We start from the raw sequence: 17774 nt of genomic DNA on the forward strand, positions 1-17774 counted from the left end.
ACCTTAAACTCCCAAACCAACGCGTTGCGGTGCGGGCGTGGGATTCCACGTCGTTCACGGCGTGTGAGGATGTCAAGGACTGGATGGCGTCGGCGACGGATCGTCTCCACCATTCAGGATACGGTTGATTACGTGAAAGACAGGCGCAAAGCCTCGCCCTTTAGGGCGGGGATACGCGCCGTCCGCTTTGTCTCGGATTGTCGCAACCGCCAGCAACGCGGCGGTGGCCGTCTGGATATTCCACCATCGGAACGCTTAGGTTTGTTCAGTGTCATAGGTTACGTATGGCGAAATCGATGGTCACGCGCACTTATCGAGCGAGGGTTCGGAACCACTCGCAAGTGCGCGACGACCTCGATTCGCTTGGTTTCGCCGCCAGCAAGCTCTGGAACGTCGCTCGGTGGACAGTCGGGCGCGTTTGGGATGCTTGCGGCCAGATTCCCTCAGCCTTCGACCTGCAAAAGTACCTCAAGAGCCACGAACGCTACGCGGACCTCCATTCTCAGTCCAGTCAGCGAGTTCTCGCCGAACTCGGTGAAGCGTTCACGGCGTGGTACGGGCATCGAGGCAACGGGAACCAGAACGCGAACCCGCCCGGCTACCGCAAACACCATGACGAGCATCCGCGCTCAACGGTCACGTTCAAGCAAGCGGGCTTCAAGCACGACGCCGCGAACAGCCGGATTCGGCTCTCAAAAGGGAAGAACCTCAAAGACGGTTGGGGCGACTTCATCCTTTGCGAGTACGACGTTATCGGTCCCCGAGATACGACCGTCGAGAACGTCCAACAGGTTCGGGCCGTGTACGAACACGGCGTCTGGCGACTTCACATCGTGTGCAAGGTCTCGGTCGAAGTGGCCGAGTCACCCGGCGACCGAACGGCGGGCGTGGACCTCGGGATCTGCAACGTCGCCGCCGTCAGCTTTGGCGACGAATCGTTGCTCTATCCCGGTGGGTCGCTCAAAGAGGACGACTACTACCTCGGCAAAAAGCGCGCCGAAACGGACGATTCGTTCTCCCGTGAAGCTCGACGATTGGACCAGAAGCGCACCGACCGCCGCACGCACTTCTTCCATGCGCTCTCGAAAGAGATTGTGGCGAAGTGCGCCGAACGTGGCGTTGGAACGGTGTTCGTTGGCGACCTCGGTGGTATCCGCGACGACGAAAACGGCGACCCGATGAATTGGGGCAAACACGGCAACCTCGATTTGCACGGGTGGGCGTTCGACCGCTTCACGACGATGCTCGAATACAAGGCGGAGATGCAGGGTATCGCCGTCGAAACGGTGTCCGAACGGGATACGTCGAAGACTTGCTCGGTCTGTGGTCACACCGACGACAACCAGCGCGTTGAGCGTGGGTTGTACGATTGCGACGAATGCGGGACCGTGGCGAACGCCGACACGAACGGCGCGGAGAACATTAGACAGAAAAGTACCTCCGAGTCCTCGTCAGAGGATAGGAGTAACGGCTGGTTGGCACAGCCAGCGGCTCGTCTGTTCGACAAAACGCGAGGAGTTTTTCTCCCGCCAGAACAGGCGACCCGCGAACCCTAATATCCCAACTGCGGTCGGGAATCCTCGCTGTTCACGGCGGGGAGGATGTCAACAATCGGCCTTGCAGTTGATCACCGGGTGGAGACGATCAACAATCTCACCGGTTTCGTCGATACGCGACTCGACGATACCGGGATCTTTGTACGACATCGGTGACTCGTCGAGAGTGTTCTCCGAAATCGATGTTGAGTACACGCCCTCCATTGCAGTTTCGAACTCGTCGAGAGTAAATCTCTCTTTAGCCCATGTCCGGCTCCCGTTGCGACCTGCGCCGTGTGGCGCGCTGCGATTCCATGCTTTGTTGCCTTTCCCTCTGAGGACGACGGATCCCTCGCCCATGTTGTAGGGGACAACCAATCGCTCACTCTCATGGGCACGAGTGGCTCCCTTTCGAATAACGAGATCTTCGAAGTCGATGAGGTTGTGCGGCGAGTGGATACTGTCGGCGATACCGACACCGAGCGCGTCGGCGGTGAGTTCGCCCATGTATCGACGATTCTCCCACGCATAGGTCTGGCAAAATGCCATATCGATGAGATAGCCATGGGCTGTCTCGCCCTCCAAGTAATCGAGCTGTGTGTTTCGATCGGCTTCGAGGTCTTGCTTGCGGTCGTGCTGCACCTGCCTAATGCGGTTGAGATTCGCCTCGATGTCGTGGTCGTCGAACTGTGCGCGACAGAATTCCGCCGCGGCGTCCATATCGATCCGGCGACCATCCTGGTCGGTGATGTCGCTTACCGTTCCGCCAGCCTCCCGTACTTCGTCAGGGACATCCTCCTCGGCGAGCGCTGGGACGGCCGCCTCGTTACGGAGTTCGGTTGCTCTGTCCTGCCAGTATTCAGCAACGGAATTGCCGAGCGCCCGGCTCCCGCTGTGGAACACGACCCACCACTCGTCAGTTCGTTCGGATTCGGCGACCTCGACGAAGTGGTTGCCACCGCCAAGGGTGCCCATTTGGTTGATCGTCTTGTTCAGGCTGACGCCAGCTTTCTCACAGAGCGTCTTGAAATAGTCGAGATCGTACTCCTCGAACGCAAATTTCTCGTCCAGACGTTCCTGTAGGCGTTCGATCTTCGCCGTGGTTCCTTCCCACGGGAAGTCGTTGCCGATGTGGTATTGCTGGTCGTCGTGAGAGTGCCAGCCCATCGGGATGGTATCGCGGATGCGCTGGTCGATCTCCATCTTCGAGAGATCCGGCTTCCGGTCGAGTTTGATGGCGAGCATGCCGCAGCCGATATCGACACCAACGACGTTCGGGACCACCCTGTCGTCAAGCGGCATCGTGAAGCCGATTACACAGCCCGCTCCGGGGTGACAGTCGGGCATGATTCGGACGGGTTCGGTGAACGCCTCGTGGTTCACCATCTCCTGAATCTGCTCTCTGGTGAGGTCTTCGAGATCGCTCTCGTCAAGGAATACCTCTGCCATCGTGTGGTCGCCCGTGATTGTGGTCGTCATCGTGTTGTTATGTTTTTAGTTTCTATCTATCTCCCAGTTGTCTCAGTCAGGAAGATGGCTCCTAATTCACATCCCGGTTGCACCATTCGTCAAAATCCCTTTCAAACTGATTGAAGAGGTTGCGATGAAAGTTTCCGATGTATGGAAGAGGGTACTCCTGTTTGCTATCAGGCGAGTGCGCAAGATAATCGCCAGCAGAGTCAAGATCGCCCTTAGGAGTTGCATTGAAGAACTGTTTTTGGAAGCGTAGGTGGTAATAATCATACCCATCCTTGGCTGCTTCGTGCTCAACTCTGAGACACCAGTAGTCGCTATGCTGGAAGTCATTGCGCAGCCCCCAGAGGAACGTTAAAAGACGGGCGTACTCTGGTGCACCGGCATTATCTCCGGCCGGAAGGAAGTATCCCTTGTGGATATCCTTGTTGAGGTGCTTGGTGAGGGTGTCTCGCACTTGTTCGTTGTACGAATAAAGAGAAGTGAGGTAGTTGTGAACGCGTCGATGGATTTCATTGGAGACATCAGTTTCATCTGTTCCGCCTTCGACTTGAACAAGACCATCTGTCGTGATGCTGTCACACATCTGGACGAGGCGGTCATAGTTCCCGTGTACAATATATGCAGAGGACCGTGCGCGCGTTACTTCGCGATTTTGTACTGGGCTGTCAGGTCCTCTTGTATGGCCGAGTAGTTGATCAACAGTGTTTGTTGATCCAACATTCGCCCGACTCATAAAAGAGCCTACTCGTCAGAGTAGTCTTTGGCTAGTTCAGTGGCTGCTTCGCGGTCCTTCTCTAACTGATCTCGCGATTGTCCCGTCGTTTCGGCGAGATCATCGACCGTGGGGATGTTGTCTAACGCCATCTGGTTCACCTCTCATTTCTATCTAAGTGCCTCAGCACACAAAACAATATGGGTTTTGATGGGTGTCACTACTCTCGCTTGTGAGTTGTACAACCAGATCAGATAGAAGCGAATAGGAGGGATAAGGATCGGTCTTCAGAGTTCTCGTATCGCAGGTTGTCGGCTTGTTGAAATCGACGTGCGAGATACAGGGCGCGTATTCAGCAACCCGTCTCGTTGAATGCCTCTCAGTGTGTGAAGTTTTTACAGATAGGCTGAAGACGGCGATTGTTCGCCCCGAACGTACTGGAATGGCAGGGACCGATTCATTTTTCGAGCCATCGACAGAAGTCACCGTCATGTCTGACCGGCCACCGACGAGTGTCCTCCTGCCGACGATTAGGTGGACCGACTCATGCACGGAGCTGGCCGCCCAACTCGGGGACAGCGACGAGCTGTTGGTCATCCACGATGGAGAGGACAACCCCGTTACCGGGCGAGAAGATTATCCCGAAGGTGTTCGGCTCGTCGCCGCCGGTGAGCCGGAGAGCTGTTCGGGGAAGGCCAACGCCATCGCCGCCGGGATGGAGGCCGCGCGCCACGACCGCCTCGTCTGGACGGACGACGACTTCCATCATCCTCCGGACTGGCTGGCGACCTTCAGCGCGGACTATGCGGACCATGGGCCGGTGGGGGAGGTGCCGTATTTCGTCGGGCGGGACCCCTTGTCGGTGGTGCTCGAACCGCTGTACGCCTCTGGCGCTTCGTTAGGCATCCATCTCCGCAACCAAATCTGGGGCGGCGCGGTCATGTTCGACCGTGGCGACATCGACGAGGCCGCGTTTCTCGATGACCTTCAGCGGACCGTCAGCGACGACGGCCTCCTCATGGAGTACCTCGAAGTGACGACGGTCGGCCGGACGCGCACCGTTCCCATCGGGGGGACCATTCGTGAAACGATTGAGCGCCAGGTCCGATGGTCGAAGATTTTCCGGTGGCATTTCCCCGGTGCAATCGCCGGGTTATATCTCGTTATGCTGCTTGTCCTCGTCGGTTCGATCCTGTCCCCACTCTATACGGCGGCAGTCCTGACAGTGCTGCACCTCGTCGTCAACGAGGTTTTGGGTGTCCGCCGGTGGACAGCCGTGCTCGCCTACCCGGCGATGTTTGTGTTCGTGCTCCTCATTCCGTACACGCTCGCCCGTCGGACGTTCGTCTGGGGTGGCCGGCGATACCGCTGGCACGGGAAGTTCGACGTGACGGTTGTCGAGTAGCGACCCATCCAAGGACAACCCATTTCTCGTCGGTGCGCGCCGTCGGCCCTCTGGTCAGGACATTATACTCCTGCCGGTGACCGATACCACACCCTCTTAACACGTCGTTCCTATCGCAATCCGAAGTTTCGACAAAGCTGGTGTCGATGTTGGGCAGAGACTATCGATCACGGCACGTGGAGGGCCGCTTGATCAGCGCGTCACGGTCGATTTCCTGAACCGTCGAATAGCCGCTAGAGCCCATCACGCTCTCCAATTCCGCAAGACAGTTAAGCACGGTCTCGTAGACTCCCCGTTCACCCGCGACAGCGAGCGCGAAGAGGTACGGGCGGCCGACGAGGACACCATCAGCACCCAGCGCGAGCGCCTTGAACACGTCAGCGCCACTACGAATCCCACTATCCATGAAGACCGTCAGATCGTCTCCGACCGCTTCAACGATGGCGGGGAGTTGGGCGAGCGCAGCCACCTCGCCGTTGATCTCCCGACCACCGTGATTCGAGACCACGAGGCCGTCGATCCCTCGCTTGGCGGCCAATCGAGCGTCATCGGCAGCGAGGATACCCTTCAGGACGATTGGAAGATCCGTCCACTTCTGGAGTTTATCGAGAGCGTCCCAGGTGAGGCCTGTATCAACCTCCAAGCTCTGGATAAACGACGGAACTGATTCGTCGGTCGCTTCGGCTCGGGCACGGACAACTGGGTCCGTTTCGAGGACGCCTCTCGTGGGTTCGTGGGTCTCTTCGGCGTCGTTTGGGATGACTTGTCGCCGTAACGTGGGGTACTGGGAGTCGACTGTGAGGACGATGGCATCGTATCTGGCTGACTCGGCCCGCTCGACCAGGCTCTTGGCCACCTTCCAATCAGTTGGCCAGTAAAGTTGGAAAAACTGTGATCCGGCGTCAGAGACGTCCGCGACAGCCTCAATGGAATGCGAGGCCGAGGTGCTCAAGGCCATCGGTACGCCGAGTGTCCCTGCTGCCCGGGCCGTTGCGAGTTCACCCTCGTCGTGATACCGGCTCTGGCCGCCAATCGGTGCAAGCACGATGGGCGCAGCCGCCGTCTGATCGAACAGCTCGACATCGATAGTCGGATCGGTTACGCCACGGAGGACCCGCGTGACGATACGGTACCGGCGGAAGGCGGTGCGGTTGGCCCGAGCGGTGTCTCCAGATCCAGCAGCGGCGACGGCGTAGTCGTACGATATCTGCTGGAGCGCGTCACGGGCCCGCTCGCGGAGGTCGTCGTAGGCGAGTGGGACGGATTGGTCGCCCGCTGACAGCTCAGAGAGACGCCGTTCGAGGAATGAATCGTTCATACCTCTGGTACTTCGGCTGGAGTTAATACCGTACCGCCTGTGTTGCGCACGATATGATTCTTGCGCACGATATGATTCACGGATCTGAAAAACGATAGGAATCGAGTGTTTCGACGTACATGACCCTCACCAAGTCGTTATTGATTGTACTTCGCCACCTCAATAATTTCGACGATAGCTACTATAATATATGCTTGCTCTGGATCTGTCGTTGCGACTCTCCTTCTTCGTGAGAATCTTTAGTGCTGACTACATGCTCTATGTCTTGTGACATTTCTGACAGTTGCCAGAGAACATACAAAACAGAGTACGGATTCGGTTGCTAATTCGTAGAGCTGTTCGTCCCGCCGAGAGACACCTGTTCGCCACTCCGAGCCGCCGGCCCGCAGCCGATCTCGACCGAGGAAGGAGCGTCGGGACCGTCCTCGATGGTGTCGTCATTGGGAGTCAACGCCGGATGCTCGACATCGGCGAGTCCGTAGTGAGTCTTGACGAACCCACGCCACCGTTCGAGTCTCGGCAGCGCAGCGAACACCTCATCGGCATCTACTGGCCAAGCAAACAGCTCGTAGTCGGGATCGAGACCGAGATCGAGAGCGATCTCGTACAGCACATCATCCCACCGAGATGGACGGACGAGCGCGCTTTTGTCGCCGTCGGCCGTTCGCGGACCGTCGATGTCGGTGAGCGGCGACCACCACGGGACGATCCACGCCTGCCACTGCTTGTGACCGCCGTTGCCGGTGGCCTCCACGAGTCCGATTGCCGCCAGTTCGTCGATGTTGCGGTCATAGGAAGCTTCGGAGATGCCAGCGCGCTCGACAATCGCTGAACGACCGAGCGGCCCGTTGGCGACGAGCAGCGCCTTCACCGCCTTCTGCATCGTCGGCGGCAGCGACGGAACGAGCCGCTCGGCCGGGAGTTGGGCGAGTCCGTAGGCCACATCGCCAGTCGTGAGTGTCTCGGTCGGCGAGTGAGGACTGGCAACAGTAAGCAGCGCCTCAGCCAGCACATACGGCGAACAGCGTCCCGACTCTCCGCCGAGCGTCGCGGTCGCCAGTCGGACGTTCCGGCGGCGGTCGTCGGGACCGAGTGCCGCGAAGCCCTTCCGGTCGGCATGGCGGTCGACGACGCGACGCAGTGCGCCGTATGCGTTGCCGTCGACGACCGGAATTTCGAGGCTGACGCCGCGCTCGATGCCGTCCTGAATGGTCTCACGAACGTCGGTCGCTTTCGATGCGATTGCTCGTTCGATGTCCTCGCGGAAGGTCGCAGCGGTCGGTCCCGAGACCACCCACGACGCCGTGAGATCGGCCGTCGGGGCGTCGTCGAACTCGTAGCCCATGCGATGTTTGAGCTTGTCGACGCGCTCCTCATACAGGAGGCGATGACATCCTCCTCGCCGTAAACGGCGAGGTTTCCTGACCACAGTTGGGAATATTAGGGTTCGCAGCGCACCCGTTCTTGTGGAAGGAACCGTCCTTCCGTAGCGTCGAACGAATACGTCGCTGGCTGTGCCATACAGCCGTTATCCCTATCCAGACGGTCAAATGCGTCTGGATTCGGGAGTAGCGTTTGTCTGATGTTCTCCGCACCGTTCGCGTCGGCGTTCGCCGCCCGACCACAGTTCTTGCAGTGGTACAGGCCGCGCTCGACGCGCTGGCCACCGTTCTTGTGGCCGCACACGGCGCATGTTTTCGAGGTGTCTCGCTCGGAGTCCACAACCACCTCGATACCGGCGGCTTCGCCCTTGTATTCGAGCATCGTCGTGAGTAGTCCGAACGCCCATCCGTGGAGCATCTTGTTCCCGTGACGGCCCCAGTTCCGCCCGGAACCGTCGTCTTCCGAACGGATACCACCGAGGTCGCCGACCATGAGGCGACCGACGTTGCGCTCGACGCACTCGGTGATGATGCGTTTCGAGAGTGTGTGGTGGAAGTGCTGGCGGCGGTCTTTGAGAGTCCGCTTCGCGTTCCGAGCACGGCGCGAAAGACCGTTTTCGCCTTCGCACTCGTACTCGACGCGCTTGTAGTAGTGTTTGGACTCTTTGAGCCATCCACCGGGGAACAGCAGGGTCTCGTCGCCAAACGACACAGCAGCGATGTTGCAGATGCCGAGGTCCACGCCCGCCGTTCGATCGCCGGGCGATTCGACCTCGATGCCGTGACGACAGACGATGTGGAGCCGCCACTCGCCATGTACAAAGACAGCGCGAACGACTTGGACGTTCTCGATTTCCACGTCCGGATCAGCGTCGTAGGCACACAGGATGAAGTCGGACCAGTGGTCCTTCGTGTTCTGCCCTTCGACAGCCGGATGTAGCCGTTCTTTTCGTCGTGTTTGAAGCCGTCTTCTTTGAACGTGACCGTCGAGCGCGGATGCTCGTCACCGTTCTTGCGGTAGCCTGGCGGGTTCGCTCTCTCGTTCCCGTTGTTGCGGTGGCCGTACCATCCACGGAACGCCTCATCAAGTTCTTCGAGAACTCGCTGACTGGACTGAGCGTTGAGGTCCGCGTAGCGTTCGTGACTCTTGAGATACGACTTGAGTGCCGAGCCGTCGGGAATCTGGCCGCAAGCATCCCAAACGCGCCCTACCGTCCATCGGGCGACGTTCCAGAGCTTGCTGGCGGCGAAACCAAGCGTATCAAGCCCGTCGCGCACCTGCCGCTGGTTCCGTATGGAAGCGCGGTGAGTGCGGGTGACGGACTGAATCGCCATACATAGCCTATGTCACTGAACACACCTAAACGCTCCGATTGTGGAATATCCGATCAGCCATCGCCGTGCAGTCAGTGGTTGCGCAGTACTGAGACACAGCTTACGCGATTCACGCCCGCCCCTCGGCCTACGGCCTCCCCCCGTTCCACGGCGGGCGTGAATCGCGTAAGCTTTCCAGTGGCCTTTCGCAGCCGGCGACGGTGGCCGCTGTGGCCGGCCGGAACCCCACCGAAACACCCAATACGCCCGCGAACGTGTGTTTCGGTAGGGTACAGCCGGAAGCGTGGCATCGGACGCAATCCGCCACGCCGACGGGACGACCTGAAACCAACCGTCTGGATGTTCCGAACGGAAGGTTCCCACGGCCCCTTTGGGGTGCGGGATTGTCGTCGGCCGTGACCCCGGTAAAAAGGTGCGACCGGCCCGAACTTGGCCGTGAAGCCGACGCCTTGGGTGAGAGCCGACGGTTGAAAGCCGTCGGCGATGACACGCTTGGCGATGGGAGCACTCGTGACGGTGCCACGCGACGCTCCCCGACGAGGCGTGAACCCCACGCCACCGACTCGGGGAGAGAGGGTCGCGGAACCGAACCGGCCCCACTTCGGGGCCGGGTTCCCTGTTGCGGGGGAAGCCCCGGCGTTTACGCCGGGCGAGGAGGTCACTTCACTGATTTCACGGGTCACACCGCTAACGTTCTTACTGCTGGAAATCTTTTGTGCAGCTAACGATGTCGATTGATCGGGAAACCTTTGAGAACACGAGCGAGGAAGAACTCGCGGAGCTGTCTGTTCCGGACCAGATACTTGGGTTCTTAGCCTCTCACGAAAACCACGCATTCAAAGCGAGAGAGATCGCCTCTCAGACGGATCTTGAAGAGGGGTCAGTCAGCACTGCACTTTCTCGGTTGAAAAAGCGTAGTCTAGTTGAGCACAAGGCAGCGTACTGGGCGGTAACTGACGATGAAGACAGACTTACGGGGTACAGTGGCTATGAACGGGCGACTACGCTGTTCAACAACCAGCTCGGCGAAGAGACCAAGGATGCATGGCGCGAGCATGCACCCGACGAGCCCCATCCAAGCGTCGAGGACGAACAGTGAGTGATGCCGAGACAGATCCGATCTTCGAACGAGGCGATATCGTCTATGGTGACGACCCGTTCAAGGGCGAGGAGAATGCACGGCCTTGGTTGATCCTCTCCAATCACGAGGACCGTCCGTTTCATGGCGAGCAGTACATCGCGCTGACGCTCACGACGAGATCTTGGTTGGACGGCTTGATCGATATCCCACTACCTCATCGAGGCGTTTGATATCGCTTTCTCCCGCCGTCACACTCGCCGACTCATGCACAAGGCCGGGGTCTCACGGCAGGGTTTCCTCGCTGTCTTAAGATGACTGACCTCCTGCCGCCGCGGCGAGACTCGCTTGGTCTGGTTCGACGCCGACCGTCGCGGTCACGTTCTCCGGCGGTGGACCACCCGGCGCATCGAGAAGTGTCTGAATCACCCGTATCCACGGATCTAACCACTCCCACGCCTCTCGGAGCGCTGGTATTCTCTCTCCCGGTGGACCGAACAGCGCACCGCCCACCGGGTCGTCCGGGTCCGCATAGCGGTCGGCGTCGAGCAATTCATAGACTACATCGTCAAGCACGTCTCGGACGAGTGTGTCTTGCTCTTGGACGTCATCCGAAGTCACCACAAACCACGGGAGAATGGTATCACCGCGCTCCTCATCAGTGTGGAATGGCAGCGTGAACCGCCATCCTTCGTCGGTTTCGCGGATGAAATCGAACGCCGCCAACCGCTCGGTATGGTTGCGAATCGACCGCGCCGAGACATCGGCTCTCTCCGCGAGTCCACTCTGAGTGAGCGGTGCGTTGATAGCAAGGAGTGCGTGGACGATCTTCGACAAGGCTGGCTTCGACATAGCAGGGAGAATGCGGTCAGCATCCAGCGCCGAGAGTGCGTATCGTACTTCATCAAGGCGGATTGTTCGCCCCGGCGCTTTCGTCTCACTACCGAGGTTGTGCAGCGCTTTCGCCGCGTCGTAGGGCGTTCCGGTGAGCGCTGCGAGCATCGAGATCGCTGCACGGGTCGAGCGGATGAATTTCTGCTCACACATGAGTTGCACAGTATGGGCGGTGTGAGGACGTTCATCGGCGATTTCGACCGAGACTTGAACAGCAAACTCCGGAGCGTCGTCGTGGATGTCCCGATTCGCCAGCCGGCGACGAAGCCGGTCGGCGAGGCCCTCGACGCCGTTTCCCGTAATGACGAACGATCCGATGAGTTGCCCGAACGGGTCGTCGGCATCCACCGTCGGTGGGAACGTACGCTTGTCCTCGCGGTCTTCGAGCAACTGGCGATACGCGGCGAATTCCCGATAGCGACTCTGGATAGTTGCTCCAATAGCGATTGTTTCGGCGAGATCGTGGCGGTCAGACGCATCGTAGTCCCGTGCAAAGTTCGGGAGGCGAAGCTCTCGAACGAGATCAACGTCGGCGAGGTCCAGCAGATGAACCATCGTCCCAGCGAGACCGTGAGCTTCGCGGAGAATCGTCGCACGAAACTGGGTGGGATTCTCGAAGTTCCCGTGATACCAGTCCTTGGTAAGCTCGCGGAGGGCGTCGGCTGCGTTCAGGAGGGCATCTGTGTAGCCTTCGGCGGTGGCGTTGGCATCCTTGAGGTAGCCGAGACACCGCGAGTTCCGAAGGAGGTCAGTATGGTTGGCGAGCATATCACCGAGCTTGCCCGCCTCGAAGCGCTCCGGGGTGAGAACATGGCGGAACGTTCGCGGGTTGGCTAACGCCAACGCAATGCACACCCACCCTTTCATGGGGTTATCGTATTCAGCACCGACGAGCAGGCGGTCGTTCTCGTGGTCGTAGTACCAATGCGGTTCTCCTCGGTCGTCCTTCTCCGGGATGGGATGGTCAACGAGCGTGATTCCGCCGTCAGTAGCGCTTCCGGCCGCCGCTGCGTAGCGATGGCGTGCTGCCGGCCGCACCTGATGATGATGCGGCAAACGATGGCGGTCGGCGTCGCGGTCATCGGCTACTCCCGCACCGCTATGGCCGCCGCAATCGTCACCGCCCTGCTCCGCGACGCCCTCCGTCTCCGCTGCCGGGCTGGGGCGGCCCTCGTGTGCGGGCGGGGTTACACGGCTATCGTCTGAACGATTTCCGGTCTCGCTAACGACTGCGCCAAGCCGCTGCTGTCTGCCGATCTCGCTGTCGAGTGTATCGAGAAATTCACGGCCAGCGACGAGCAGTTCGACCGCATTGCCTCTCCCTGTGGTCCGCGAGAACGTTTCGACGAGTCCGAGGTCCGCAAGCGATGGGTCGCCGGTCGTGAGGCACTGGCGGACGGCTCCCTTCGAGATGTTGTGAACCGCGTAGAGCGCGTTGTACGAAAGCGTCTCCGCGGTCTCTTCGGCAAGTTGGCGGAGAATGCGGACTTTCCGGCTACCGGCGTCGAGAGTCTCACGAGCGGTCTCGACGCGCTGAGTAATAGTGCTCTCTGAGGGGCCTGCATTGTACTGTTCGCTAACGCCGGGGAGTTGTTCGCGGTACTCTTGGGCGAGCTTGCGTTGCCAGCGGCCGGTCGCCACAACGCGGAGGTCAACGGCGCTGGCGAGGTCGGCGAGAAGGCCGATGACGTCGGTGCGTTGGTCGGCATTCAACTCGGCGAATGCATCATCAACTTGTACGGCAACGGTCGGTGACGTCTTGCTGGCCTGCAACATGGCGAGTGGGCCATCCGCAATCCCTGCGACCGGCGCGTGTATCCAGAAGGCGGTTCGCTCGGCCGCACCGAACTCCTCGGTGAGCCGAAGCGCTTGCTCGCGGCGCTGTTCGCGGATTGGGTCTGCATCGGCGAGGGCTGCGACGACGCTCGCGTATAGTCCATCGAGTGCGGTCACGCCGTGCTGTTCGAGCGCGAGCGCGCGTTGGCCTGCGTGGAGGTGCCCAACGAGTTCAGTCACTCCCGTATCGAGCGCCTGCTGAAAGCCATCGGTCGCGGCGATGCGTTGCCAGACCTCGCCAACGGGCGCATCGAGTGTGACGGTCGCGGCAGGCGAGAGCGGCGGCTGCTGGGTAAGGGTGAGTCCTGTGTCCGACATGGATGCTCATCCCAACCCGCCGATCAGACTGTGCCGACTCCGGGTACTGTCCTCCTGCGCCTCGGCGGACACGTCGGTGTGCTCGCGTGTGGCGAGATAGACGGCGAGGTCGCGGTCGCCGAACACGGGGCCGATCTGCGTATGCTCGCCGCTGTCGTGTTCGACGATCGTGCCGGCGGCCGGACAGTCGTCAGTCCGACACTGGTAGTTGTGGTAGGCGATGCCCTCGCCCTGCCACGCGCTCGATAGGCACTCGGCCGTCCCGCGACAGATTGCACACTGGATCGTCTCGGGGGCGTCGGCGTCGATCACCTGCCCGAAAGCGTCGATCTGCATCAGGCCACCTCCCCCTGTCGGTCGCCGCTCCCAGGGCCGGCGCGGTCGTCGTCATCGCTCGCGAGAACCGCGTGCTCGCGATGGCGGTACCGCGTGGCTTCTTTCGCGCGGTACAGTCGCGCCCGAGCTTGCCGAGCCGGATCGCGGTCGCTGTGGTCGGCTGGCTGTCTGTGGTGGGTGGCTGGCTGCCTGTGGTGGTTAGATGACTGTGCTTCGTCGTGTCGGTGGGTATGTGTGCTGTGACGTGCGGCCATATCTATCCATGGCCCGTAATTGGAGTGCTGACGGCCGGGAGAGCCGTCGTACCCACGGCTATCGCTGCGCGTCGACGAGGCGTCTGCCCCGCGTGAGACAGCAACGCCTCTGCGCGTGGGGCGAAAGCTATATCTGCCATGGGCCGCGAAGGAAGAGTGTTCAGGCCTTCCTCGTCGGCACTGATTCGGTAGCCCTTGCTTTGGGCAGACGGTGCAGCGGTTGGTATGTAAGGTTTTGTATGCCACTCTGACGGACCGTCGCGAGCCCCTATTGGGGTGGGCGCGGCAGCTGGTGGGCTTCATTCACGTAGCCCGTCAGTCTTCCTCCGCCGGGGTTTCGACGCGCACGCGGACGATCTCGCTCACGTAGCCGACTTTGGAAAGATAGTACGGTTGGGGGAACTCCGGTCGCCCCTCGACCTGATACTCACCTCCCTCGGGACCGCGAAGGCCGACCGTTCCATCCGGCTCGCTCGCGGTGTCGGTGACGCACAATGGGTGTTGCCAGTTCTGCAGGAGGACCCGCTGGCCCTCCCGGAGGTCCGCCAGCGAGCTAATCGGTCCGAGCCGCTCGATAGCGTCTTGTGAGGGGTGCGTGCCGTTCGCGGTGGTTTCGGGACCACCGGTTTCGTCGTTCGGCTCATCGTCTCGCGGCCGGTGATAGACCGTGGGAGCACGACAGCTCCTCACGACCATCTCGATTTCGCTCTCGTCGGGAGCGCCATCGGGGTAACACGCAGGCCAGTCGCACGGCTCGTAGAACGTGCGCATACGGGCGTTGTAGGGCATTTCGCGCCACTCGCGGCGGTCGACGCCGCGCCCGACGTCCCGCGTGCGACAGGCGGGTTCTACTGATTCGTCGTCGGTAGATTCCGACTGATTGGTGTGTTGTTCGTCCTGCGAACGTGCGGTGCCTTTAGGTGATTTGACACCGTATGACGAGTTGCTTTGGCTCATTGGGTTGAGTGAGTTTGAAGGGTGAAGCGATCCGATGATGCCAGAGCCAGTCAGTGCGGGTTCGACCGATTCCGAGTGATCTCCAGTCACTCAGGCCGCGAAGTCGAGTTCCGCACTGACGACAAACGCCCGTGAGCCGAGCGTCCGTCCTGCACCCGCTGCTCGACGCCTGCTGACATCGCTTGCGCCGATTGGGTGCGGTTTTGTGCATCCGATTGCCTCTGACAACAGCCGGTTTGGGGCCACTCCATATAAAAGTGTGGCTACCATCACACTCATATAGTTGTGATTGTAGCTGCTTCCGCATGCTTCACCGGCGTTAAACTGTCGCCTCAATGTATTCAGATCAATGTCGCCTCCCCTAGTTCCGTGGATGACGAGGATTGACCGTCTCATTCTTGAAGTGCTTGATGACGCGGAAATTGCTGCGATTCCGCCGCAAGCTATTGTTTTTGAATTGCGCACGAGACATGGTATTGACGCCCCCTCTGAGTCGCATGTCAACCGACGCTTGCGAAATCAACTCACTGAGCACGGACTTGTTTATCAACCGTTTGAGGAGGAGGCACGCGGATACTATGCAATCACGGAGCTCGGCCGTCGCTACTTCCATGACTCGGATGCCAAACCTGAGGAGTTCGTTGCTGATATCGACAACAATGGGCAATAAGTCCGACACCGGTCTCCGCGGCGGCGATTGTAAGGTGGTGCGTGGCATCACTTTTCTTTCCTCTTTGATCTTCAATTGGCCGGACAGCCATTGTGCTCATCGGTTGCAACTACTTTCAGGACATGACTGTCGGCTCTAAGACGGATTCTTGTTGAATCCCGGAGACATGGCGTTCTGCATCGTGCAAAGTAAGAATCCAGAGGTCCTATAACATTGAAATGGCCGATCAACGCACGGCATATGTTGTTTGCCGAGATGTGTTATTCGCTCACTGGCCAATCGATGTAGAACAGCTTCGACCATATATTCCCAAACAACTGACTATCGAGACGTTTGATGGCAGCGCGTGGCTCGGAATTCTTGTGGTTGATGTAGCGGAAGCTGGTCTCCACCGACTTCCGTTTCGGTCATCGTTTCCATCGCTCAACCTACGCACGTACGTGAACGTGGATAGCGAGCCAGGTGTCTATTTCCTTGATCTTGACACTACTGAACAATTAGGGGCATTGATCGGCCGAAATGCCTTTGGACTACCTTATCATCAAGCAAGAATGAATTTCTCGCGGCACAACGGGAAAATTACATTTGAGAGTCGACGTACCGATTCAGACCTACCAGCACGATTTGAAGTCACGTATCAACCATCGCCTGAAAGCAATCCTTTCGAGGCTGAACCTAAGTCAATTGAGGACTTTCTCATCGAGCGGTCCCGATTCTATGTTTCTGGTGGGCGTAGCGGCGTTGCAGCGGTCCGCCCGACTACACAGGATGCGATCTTAGAGGCAACCATTGACAAGGATCCATGGTCACTGCAACAAGCAGTAGCCACTATCCATACCAATACGTTGTTTGACGCTATTGATCTCTCACCTACGAAAGATGAACCTCTTTGTCACTATAGTCGTCAACAATACATGTTTTCAGAATCACTTCGTGATATCGACGAAGCGCCAGTTCCCGACCGGTGACTATCCGGACCCTGTGATGGGTTTCGGCAGGATATCGATGTAGGATAATACTTCGTTCACCCCAGCGTTCCGAAGACGCGTATAAAGATACGTTAACGGCGGCTTTGATTCATTGTGGTATGATTCAAGTAGATTAAGCGCCCATGTGACCAATTCGTCGTTCTCTGATCTGAGCATTGCTTGAACCTGCTGTTCCTCTCCGGGTTGATCCGTAGTGATTAACATCACCTCATTGGCGTCAAAAACTACCATGTTGATTGGGAGTTCGTTGGGGTAAATCCGCCAGTCTATCGCATTGCGGTTGATGCCCCGTCTCATATATTTTAGTTCCGTTGAATCAGTCGGTAGAACATCGTGGGAGGGCAGAGGACTCATAACAGTAAGTTTCGCGCCATCATCGATAGCTCGGTGAACAGCTGCTACGTCGGCTTCAGTATAGCGTGACGAGAGCACCCAGCAGTGATCGAAGCCCCTCTCTACTCGCTCACGGAACCTATCTGCTATTCTCACAGGATGACTGTATGAGTTATAGACCACCTCTGCTTCACTGAGGGTTTCAGCCGGCAGTCCAGCACATCTGACACCGATATTGCGAAGAAATGAATTTTTGTCCTCTACCTGTTCGATGGTTCTTAATAAAGAGTCGTATACATTCAGCGCATGTTCGCCCGAAACAGTCAATCTGCAATCGCTTCCGTACCAATTGATGAATCCACGTTCCGAGAGTCCATCTTTGTGCCGTTGAACCGTCGACTTCGATAAGTCGTCCTTTAGCTCGGCTTCTTCGGTTGGGCCATCTTGTAGAGCTCGTAAGAATCGCACTCTGTTTTCGCTCCCAGCAAGATAATCAAGATCGTTATGACCATTGCGACCGACGGTTTCAACCGCGTTGTCGTATGTACGCAGTACAATTGCGCCAGCTCCAGTCAATTTGTATTGATCAGCGTGGATTTGCACCCAGCCACGCTCCTCTAAATCATCGCACCGGCGTGAGACTGTCGGCAATGACATAGAACAGCAATCGCTTAGGTCGCTTTGCGACGCTGGTCCCTCGCGCAATATGCGCAAGAGATGCACTCGATTCTCCGAGGTGACGAAATGTTCGACGACATCCCGCGCGTCCATTTCGTTGTCCAATGCGCTCCTATCGGAACAACGCTGCTGTCTCCGAATATTGTCAAAGGGTAATGATACCCCCATTTGCCAGAACTACCCGGGATGTAATGAAGAATTTCCGAGTCAAGTCTAGCTATTCCCTGTCCTAATACCCGAACCGCCGACTGGTAGCGGCATATCGCCC

Annotated in this window: 13 protein-coding genes and 2 pseudogenes; 6 read left to right on the forward strand and 9 right to left on the reverse strand. The window is 58.7% G+C overall.

Translation table 11 applies throughout. From position 1 onward, the window contains the following. Positions 1-284: 284 nt before the first annotated feature. The gene (locus ACQUQO_RS12945) at positions 285-1556 is read left to right on the forward strand and encodes an RNA-guided endonuclease InsQ/TnpB family protein (protein WP_435078440.1); all 1272 of its coding nucleotides are present in this window, start codon (positions 285-287) and stop codon (positions 1554-1556) included. Between the two features lie 48 nt (positions 1557-1604). Here ACQUQO_RS12945 and ACQUQO_RS12950 read toward each other — a convergent pair whose 3' ends face one another. After that, positions 1605-3014, reverse strand: a complete 1410-nt coding sequence (locus ACQUQO_RS12950; RefSeq protein ID WP_435078441.1) for an RtcB family protein — start codon at positions 3012-3014, stop codon at positions 1605-1607. A 61-nt stretch (positions 3015-3075) separates the two neighbouring features. Then, positions 3076-3594, reverse strand: coding sequence for a hypothetical protein (locus ACQUQO_RS12955; protein ID WP_435078442.1), 519 nt, complete (start codon positions 3592-3594; stop codon positions 3076-3078). A 619-nt stretch (positions 3595-4213) separates the two neighbouring features. Here ACQUQO_RS12955 and ACQUQO_RS12960 point away from each other — a divergent pair. Continuing rightward, positions 4214-5128, forward strand: a complete 915-nt coding sequence (locus ACQUQO_RS12960) for a glycosyltransferase (protein WP_435078443.1) — start codon at positions 4214-4216, stop codon at positions 5126-5128. A 160-nt stretch (positions 5129-5288) separates the two neighbouring features. Here ACQUQO_RS12960 and ACQUQO_RS12965 read toward each other — a convergent pair whose 3' ends face one another. The 3 genes and pseudogenes from ACQUQO_RS12965 to ACQUQO_RS12975 form a co-directional block, all read right to left on the reverse strand. Continuing rightward, the gene (locus ACQUQO_RS12965; RefSeq protein ID WP_435078444.1) at positions 5289-6446 is read right to left on the reverse strand and encodes an alpha-hydroxy-acid oxidizing protein; all 1158 of its coding nucleotides are present in this window, start codon (positions 6444-6446) and stop codon (positions 5289-5291) included. Between the two features lie 322 nt (positions 6447-6768). After that, positions 6769-7791, reverse strand: a complete 1023-nt coding sequence (locus ACQUQO_RS12970) for a hypothetical protein (protein WP_435078445.1) — start codon at positions 7789-7791, stop codon at positions 6769-6771. A 95-nt stretch (positions 7792-7886) separates the two neighbouring features. Continuing rightward, positions 7887-9163 (reverse strand): annotated as a pseudogene (locus ACQUQO_RS12975) (RNA-guided endonuclease InsQ/TnpB family protein). 727 nt (positions 9164-9890) lie between these two features. Between ACQUQO_RS12975 and ACQUQO_RS12980 the strand changes: the two are divergent. Then, positions 9891-10262 (forward strand): MarR family transcriptional regulator, encoded by a 372-nt coding sequence (locus tag ACQUQO_RS12980; protein WP_435078446.1) that lies wholly within the window; start codon positions 9891-9893, stop codon positions 10260-10262. Continuing rightward, positions 10259-10453 (forward strand): annotated as a pseudogene (locus ACQUQO_RS12985) (type II toxin-antitoxin system PemK/MazF family toxin); the annotation flags it as partial. The gene ACQUQO_RS12980 and the pseudogene ACQUQO_RS12985, both read left to right, overlap by 4 nt. A 97-nt stretch (positions 10454-10550) precedes the next feature. On the opposite strand, the gene ACQUQO_RS12990 reads toward ACQUQO_RS12985, so the two are convergent. The 3 genes from ACQUQO_RS12990 to ACQUQO_RS13000 form a co-directional block, all read right to left on the reverse strand. Further along, entirely contained in the window at positions 10551-13289 is a 2739-nt protein-coding gene (locus tag ACQUQO_RS12990) for a hypothetical protein (protein ID WP_435078447.1), read from the reverse strand. Between the two features lie 6 nt (positions 13290-13295). After that, complete coding sequence (locus tag ACQUQO_RS12995; RefSeq protein WP_435078448.1) at positions 13296-13625, reverse strand: hypothetical protein; 330 nt, start codon at positions 13623-13625, stop codon at positions 13296-13298. A 569-nt stretch (positions 13626-14194) separates the two neighbouring features. Next, entirely contained in the window at positions 14195-14836 is a 642-nt protein-coding gene (locus tag ACQUQO_RS13000; protein ID WP_435078449.1) for a hypothetical protein, read from the reverse strand. 373 nt (positions 14837-15209) lie between these two features. Here ACQUQO_RS13000 and ACQUQO_RS13005 point away from each other — a divergent pair, with 373 nt between their 5' ends. Next, positions 15210-15506: a hypothetical protein gene (locus tag ACQUQO_RS13005; protein ID WP_435078450.1), complete on the forward strand. Its 297-nt coding sequence runs from the start codon at positions 15210-15212 to the stop codon at positions 15504-15506. Positions 15507-15724: 218 nt separating this feature from the next. After that, complete coding sequence (locus ACQUQO_RS13010) at positions 15725-16474, forward strand: YqjF family protein (protein WP_435078451.1); 750 nt, start codon at positions 15725-15727, stop codon at positions 16472-16474. Here the strand turns inward: ACQUQO_RS13010 and ACQUQO_RS13015 are convergent, their stop codons facing one another. Then, positions 16475-17599 (reverse strand): MarR family transcriptional regulator, encoded by a 1125-nt coding sequence (locus ACQUQO_RS13015; protein WP_435078452.1) that lies wholly within the window; start codon positions 17597-17599, stop codon positions 16475-16477. It lies immediately after the preceding gene. Positions 17600-17774 lie beyond the last annotated feature (175 nt).

The sequence above is a fragment of the Halococcus sp. AFM35 genome (genome assembly GCF_051195015.1).
In the GTDB taxonomy this organism is placed as follows: Archaea; Halobacteriota; Halobacteria; order Halobacteriales; family Halococcaceae; genus Halococcus.

Excerpts from the sequence above, each read along its gene's own strand:
- ACQUQO_RS13010 (WP_435078451.1), top strand. The coding sequence starts at position 15,725 with ATGGCCGATCAACGCACGGCATATGTTGTTTGCCGAGATGTGTTATTC.
- ACQUQO_RS12965 (WP_435078444.1), bottom strand. The coding sequence starts at position 6,446 with ATGAACGATTCATTCCTCGAACGGCGTCTCTCTGAGCTGTCAGCGGGC.
- ACQUQO_RS12945 (WP_435078440.1), top strand. The coding sequence starts at position 285 with ATGGCGAAATCGATGGTCACGCGCACTTATCGAGCGAGGGTTCGGAAC.
- ACQUQO_RS13000 (WP_435078449.1), bottom strand. The coding sequence starts at position 14,836 with ATGAGCCAAAGCAACTCGTCATACGGTGTCAAATCACCTAAAGGCACC.
- ACQUQO_RS12950 (WP_435078441.1), bottom strand. The coding sequence starts at position 3,014 with ATGACGACCACAATCACGGGCGACCACACGATGGCAGAGGTATTCCTT.
- ACQUQO_RS12960 (WP_435078443.1), top strand. The coding sequence starts at position 4,214 with ATGTCTGACCGGCCACCGACGAGTGTCCTCCTGCCGACGATTAGGTGG.
- ACQUQO_RS12970 (WP_435078445.1), bottom strand. The coding sequence starts at position 7,791 with ATGGGCTACGAGTTCGACGACGCCCCGACGGCCGATCTCACGGCGTCG.
- ACQUQO_RS13005 (WP_435078450.1), top strand. The coding sequence starts at position 15,210 with ATGACGAGGATTGACCGTCTCATTCTTGAAGTGCTTGATGACGCGGAA.
- ACQUQO_RS13015 (WP_435078452.1), bottom strand. The coding sequence starts at position 17,599 with ATGGACGCGCGGGATGTCGTCGAACATTTCGTCACCTCGGAGAATCGA.
- ACQUQO_RS12995 (WP_435078448.1), bottom strand. The coding sequence starts at position 13,625 with ATGCAGATCGACGCTTTCGGGCAGGTGATCGACGCCGACGCCCCCGAG.
- ACQUQO_RS12990 (WP_435078447.1), bottom strand. The coding sequence starts at position 13,289 with ATGTCGGACACAGGACTCACCCTTACCCAGCAGCCGCCGCTCTCGCCT.
- ACQUQO_RS12980 (WP_435078446.1), top strand. The coding sequence starts at position 9,891 with ATGTCGATTGATCGGGAAACCTTTGAGAACACGAGCGAGGAAGAACTC.
- ACQUQO_RS12955 (WP_435078442.1), bottom strand. The coding sequence starts at position 3,594 with ATGTGTGACAGCATCACGACAGATGGTCTTGTTCAAGTCGAAGGCGGA.